4 protein-coding genes are annotated in these 6,141 nt (G+C 37.5%); 1 reads left to right on the plus strand and 3 read right to left on the minus strand.

Features of this window, described 5'->3' with window-relative positions:
* The first annotated feature begins 3 nt into the window (after nt 1-3).
* Entirely contained in the window at nt 4-90 is an 87-nt protein-coding gene (locus tag ACFO3G_RS04105) for an IS3 family transposase (RefSeq protein ID WP_380077071.1), read from the plus strand.
* A 401-nt stretch (nt 91-491) separates the two neighbouring features.
* Here the strand turns inward: ACFO3G_RS04105 and rnr are convergent, their stop codons facing one another.
* The 3 genes from rnr to ACFO3G_RS04120 form a co-directional block, all read right to left on the minus strand.
* Nucleotides 492-2,678, minus strand: coding sequence for a ribonuclease R (gene rnr, locus ACFO3G_RS04110; protein ID WP_380078245.1), 2,187 nt, complete (start codon nt 2,676-2,678; stop codon nt 492-494).
* A gap of 611 nt (nt 2,679-3,289) precedes the next feature.
* Nucleotides 3,290-4,033, minus strand: a complete 744-nt coding sequence (locus ACFO3G_RS04115; RefSeq protein ID WP_380078247.1) for a response regulator transcription factor — start codon at nt 4,031-4,033, stop codon at nt 3,290-3,292.
* A gap of 41 nt (nt 4,034-4,074) precedes the next feature.
* Nucleotides 4,075-5,730: a sensor histidine kinase gene (locus ACFO3G_RS04120; RefSeq protein WP_380078249.1), complete on the minus strand. Its 1,656-nt coding sequence runs from the start codon at nt 5,728-5,730 to the stop codon at nt 4,075-4,077.
* Nucleotides 5,731-6,141: the final 411 nt, after the last annotated feature.

Here is a 6,141-nt window from a genome sequence, read left to right on the forward strand (position 1 = left end):
TATATAGAATGGTATAACAATAAAAGAATAAAACTGAGGTTAAAAGGAATGAGCCCGGTAAAATACCGAGCTCATTATAGACAATTATAACGTTTAATTTAACGTCCAACTTTTGGGGGGCATTTCACCTCTCGGACCTCCCCCTTTTGCGATCGATTATCACTTCATAATAGATTGGTGGATAGATAATATTATCACTTATCTTTTCTCACGCTCTGCATCATAAACCTATAGTTGTTAGTATTGTTCTTGCAATTTTATTCGTTCCTAACACTGCAAATGTATTGCAATTTTAATGATGGACTATTACCAATTTATAGGGATTCTTTTGCCTTCAACTACCTATTATTTAGATGTTTAGAGCAATTGTCGGTGTCTATCCCGATTAGTCCTTACAACGAGCAACATTATCTATTGCTCGGAATATGATTAGAAGAGCTTCAATCAATGAAGTAATCAACCAAATCAGTATCTCTAAGGTTTCATCAAATTCAAACTAATTCAAAATCGATTTGTCTCCTTTCGAGATTAGCTGCAGCCAGTTTGACTGTTACTTTATCTCCAATGGTATACCGCTGTTTGGTCCTTCTTCCTATTAGACAATAATTCTGTTCGTCATAGATATAGAAATCATTGTCCAAACTTCTCATGGGGACAAGTCCTTCGCAGTGAGATTCGCTGAGTTCTACATAAAGACCCCATTCTGCAACTCCGGATATAATGCCATCAAAGACTTTCCCGAGGTAGCTCTGCATATACTCAACCTGTTTGTATTTGATTGAGTCTCGCTCGGCTTGTGCAGCAATCAGCTCTGTCTCGGAGCAATGTTTGCAAGCCTCTTCGTATTTCTCTTGATTTTGAGACTTTCCTCCATTGAGATATTCTGTCAAAAGGCGATGAACCATTAAGTCCGGATACCTTCTAATCGGTGATGTAAAGTGCGTGTAATAATCAAAAGCTAAGCCATAATGCCCAATGTTTTCGGTAGAATATCTGGCTTTTGCCATAGATCGAATTGCAATGGTCGAAATAAGCGTCTCTTCTTTTTTGCCATGCACATCGGACAATAGTTTGTTGAAGCTGTCAGAAATCTCGAGATTAGACCCACTTGTTTTGAGTTTGTAACCAAATTTGCCAATGAAATCTCTTAGATTGAGCATTTTGTCTTGGTCAGGCTGTTCGTGTATCCTGTATACAAAAGTCTTGGGCTTGGTTCGTTTGTCCTTAACTTTACCAATGTGAGTGGCTACTGTTCGGTTGGCAAGAAGCATAAATTCCTCAATCAAATGATTGGCTTCTTTGCTCTCTTTGATGTAAACCCCGATGGGCTTTCCTTTTTCGTCTAACTTAAACTTGACCTCCTGTGATTCAAAGCCAATGGCCCCATTCTTAAATCGTTTGTCTCTTAGCGTTTGAGCAAGTTGATTTAGTTTAAGTATTTCCTCTTTGAGATCTCCTTCTCCGGTCTCAATAACTTGTTGAGCTTCTTCATAAGAAAATCTCCTATCACTATTGATTATCGTACGTGTGATATGGTATTCCAAGATCTTAGCTTCATCATTCATTGTGAAGATGCAGCTGTATGCAAGACGATCGACATTTGGCTTCAGTGAGCATAGGTCATTGCACAGCTTCTCGGGAAGCATAGGAATAGTCCTGTCAACAAGATAAATACTGTTTCCTCTACTAAATGCCTCCTCATCAATGACACTTTTGGGGGTAACATAGTGAGAGACATCTGCGATATGAACGCCTATTTGATATTTGTTTTCTCCCATTTTTTCAAAGGAAAGAGCATCATCAAAGTCTTTGGCGTCTGCTGGGTCAATCGTGAAAGTTGTGACTTTTCTAAAATCTTCCCTCCCTTTTAGCACCTCTTTTGTCAAATCAAGAGAGAGTTTGTCTGCCTCTTTTTCAACGTTCTCGGGGTACTTATAGGGCAAACCATATTGTGCAAGGATAGCATGCATCTCAGCATTGTTGTCTCCTTGTGGTCCAAGTACGGCAATAACTCGTCCTAAAGGGTTTTTTGCATTGCTTGGCCAGTCGGTGATTTTGCAAATAACTTTGTCATTATCTTTGGCCCCATTGAGCTCTTCTTTAGGAATGAATACATCTGTCCCAACTTTTTTGTCGTCAGTAACAAAGAACGCATACGATGGAGAAACTTCGATTACTCCTACAAGTTGTTGATCTTTTCGCTCAACAATTTGGATGATTTCGGCTTCAAGATTTTTGCCCTTTCTCTTTGCAAAGAGCTGTGCCCTTACTCTATCTCCGGTTAGGGCATGATTACTATTGCAATCTGCAATGTCTATGGGAGTACTTCCATCATCGGGAAGAAGCTTGTTGTTGCCTCTGTGATCTCGCTGAAAGACCCCTTCGATGATATGACCAAGGGCATTATATTTAAATCGTCCTCTATCGACTTCTAACAACAGATGATCAAAAGCCAAATCCTGCATGATCGAAAATACTTGTTGTCTTAGGGCCGCAGATGATATATTCAAATCTCTACTAATCTGCTTGTAGTTGAGTATCTCGCCCGGTCTTTTGGCAAAGGTTGACAATATATTTTCTGTTAATTGACGTCTGGTCATCTGATGGGCTCTTCTATTTGCTTTTTTCTTAGAGCCACTGACCTTTTTTTTAGATGTTATATTTCTTTTCTTTTTCATTTATGTTCTAATTCTTATTTAATGATTCTACTTATTGTTGATATGTTACTTTGAAGTAGAATAGGATTTTCTCAAATATATTTATATGTAGATAGAGTATTGGAGTTCTCTGTTCAATCAAGCATCTACCAGTTCTCTGTTAATCAAATTTGATTGGAGTTTCAAAACGCAATACCCTTCTTCTATCATCATAAAGGTACGCAATAATAAAATAGAAATGTAAAGTGTATTATTAATATTTGGTTAAATATGGAAGGTGTCTTTGCGGTGTCTCAAATCTCAAACATGTGTGTATCGCAGGGTAATCTGAAGAATGTCTGCAAACTCAAATAAATTGAGAAGCCTTTTTAGCCTGTTTGAGTCCATTTTGATCTATAACTGCAGTGCTGATCTCGCTATGTCGGTTGATTGTAGACCAAGATTATCCGAAATCTTATAATTCTTTATTCTCAACCTCTTCTTTCTTGTAGATAGAGTGGTGTAAATGTAAAAGGTGTGTCAACCCCCTTACAAAGATTATTGACACACCTTTTGTTAGTTTACCTTTTGATCTAAATGATCTTAAATGCTAAATATTGGAAGACTTTACGGCTTCAATTAGCGAAAAGGTTTTAAATCTTCATTACTTGATCATCAGGAATATCACCTTGCGGAGTTACTAATCTATAACCCTTGCCATGCACATTCTTAATAGCAATAGAAGGATCAGACTTTAGAATCTTACGCAACTTGGTAATATATACGTCGATGCTGCGGCGTTTGTAATCATCATTGCCGGCACCCTTTTTGTCGGCTTGCCATACTTCATCGAGAGCATAATCTCTCTCCAAAGTGCGATTGGCATACATGCAAAGAAGATTAAGAAGCTCAGATTCTTTAGTTGTAAGCTTGATGATCTTTTCTCCTTGTTTAAGAGTTTGGTTGAGTGTGTCGAAGAAGAATGATCCAATTTCATAGTAAGGTCTGCTCTTGGCCTTTCTACCATTGATTCTTCTCATAATTGCTTCGATACGAAGCAACAACTCTTCCATACTAAATGGCTTTGTCATGTAGTCGTCAGCTCCGATCTGGAAGCCTTTTAGACGATCATGAGTAACGTCCTTAGCAGAGAGGAAGATAATTGGAATATCTGTATTGTCTCTTCTAATAAATTCTGCAACCTCAAATCCATCCTTCTTAGGCATCATAATGTCGAGGATGCAAATATCATACTTGCTCTTTGGGAAACCTTCAATACCAGCCTCACCATCAAAGAATAAGTCTACCTTGTAGCCTTTTGTTTCCAAGAACTCTTTTAGTAGTAAACCTAAGCTCTCGTCGTCTTCACAAAAGAAAATTTTCATTTCATCTTCCATATTTATTCCAAATTAGTTGTTTATTGTAAACATTAATAATATCAAATTTGTTCGCTGTTTGGCAAAGTTATTATCATTCTTGTTCCTTTGCCTTCTTGACTTTCGGCCTTTATAGTACCTCCCATATCGTGTAAAACCATCTGAACGTATGAGAGACCAAGGCCAAATCCTTTAACATCGTGCTTATCTCCGGTTGATACTCTGTAAAATCTTCTGAATATTTTAGTCAGACTATCTTTAGGAATACCAATGCCATTGTCTTCAACGACAATTTCAAGTTTCTTACCAACGTTTCGAGTATGCAGAGCCAACATAAGGGGCTTGTCGGTCTGACGATACTTCACTGCATTTTCAAGAAGATTAAATAGAGCATTGGTCATATGCATTTCATCCACATTAATCCATGTGTTTTCGGCATCCAAATCCAATTCTAATGATCCTCCTGTCAATTCAGCTTTCAAGTAATATACATCTGCAACGTTGAGCAATAGTTCGTGAGCATCAAGCTCTTTGAATTTTAGCTTTATCTTTCGTTCTTCAAACAGAGAGAATTGCAATACCTTCTCAATCAACATCGTTAGTCTTTTGCATTCACTATTGATGACACGAATAAGTTTTTGCATGGTCTCCTCATTCTTCAGGATGCCATCATCGCACATCATCTGTCCTGCAAGACTAATAGAACTTACCGGAGTCTTGAGCTCATGTGTCATATTGTTGATAAAGTTTGTCTTGCTATCCAAGAATTTGTTCTGCTTATACAGTACATTGAGTGCAGACAATCCTATAAACAAGAATATCAGGGCTGTGATACCTACCGGGATCGTAAATCCCGTAACAGATTTGAAATAGGTATCCTTGTCCGGAAATGTAACTTCAATATAAGGCTCTTTCTGCCCATTTTGACTGCTTTCACAGAATATATATTGTCTGATTGTATTTTTAGAAGTGGCCTCAACATTTTTGTACTTTGTCGGAGACTCTGTATATCTGAGGACACCATTCTCATCATAAACACTATATATAAACTCGGTGTTTAGCCCCACCTCGTCCAGCTCTTTGGCAATGTTATTGGTGAGTTGTTTGGGGTTGAGCAATTTTTCTGTAATCTTCTTATTGTGCTCATCAAACAAAAATCTTAAAATCACTTCATCCAAGACCTCCTTCTTGTGGAGATATTTGTTTTTAAGAGTCTGTTGAAGATTGAGTATGGTAGTAGGGGAGATACTACTGTTTTTGGGCGTTTTGTTTTCATAAGCCGAGTCACAAACCTCCTGCCTTTTGCCAATATTATCATTTAATAGGCTTTCTGCTTTTGTTTGTCTGCTGACAGGCTCTTTGGTGTATTCCGAAGAGAGATAGGTATTGAATCTTGTATCGTCCGAACTGTCTAACCCTGTCGGAGCTACAAGTGTTTCATTGAAGTCGTGGGTATCTCCTTCGAGTATCTTGCTGAAATAATATTTCATTTCGTCAAGTTCAAGACGACTTGCGACCCTCGAGAGAGCAACTTTGGCTAAACGGTTAAATTGTTGATCTCTTTTGGAATATTCGTTATGAACATATAGTACTTGTATGATAAATAACTGCACAAAAGAAACCAATAGCACGAATGTCAACACTGCCATCACGTACTTTTTCCGGTTTTGAGCTCCCGCTTTTTTGCCGGCTCTGCTGCTATTATACTTCCTATCCATATTTAATATTTCAGTGCAAATTAACAAAAAAACAATCGTTATATCAATAGTCATTTAACAATTTACGATTTACTCTATCTATCGAATGTTAATTTGGTATTGCTTTAATATCACATCATTAGGTCATGGTGTAATTTAATATTTTGCATAAAATAACGGTTTTGATGCCCTATATATCAGGGGTTTAAGTTGTAGTAGTCTAACTTCTTTTATATCATTTTTTAGAAATCTTTTTGCCAGAACTTGGTTCTTCAAGTCAAAAATGACATAAAACCATTTATGAAGTATTTATCGGTAGTATCCCAAAAAGTGTGTAAAGGAGGTTTATCTTTGAGTCAAAATTAATCATTTCAATTCATTGTTTTGTTCATCCGTCAGGCGGGCATGAAAAACACCGGGGGGATTGGCGTC

Origin of the sequence: Falsiporphyromonas endometrii (genome assembly GCF_042654485.1) — a bacterium.
GTDB lineage: Bacteria > Bacteroidota > Bacteroidia > Bacteroidales > Porphyromonadaceae > Porphyromonas > Porphyromonas endometrii.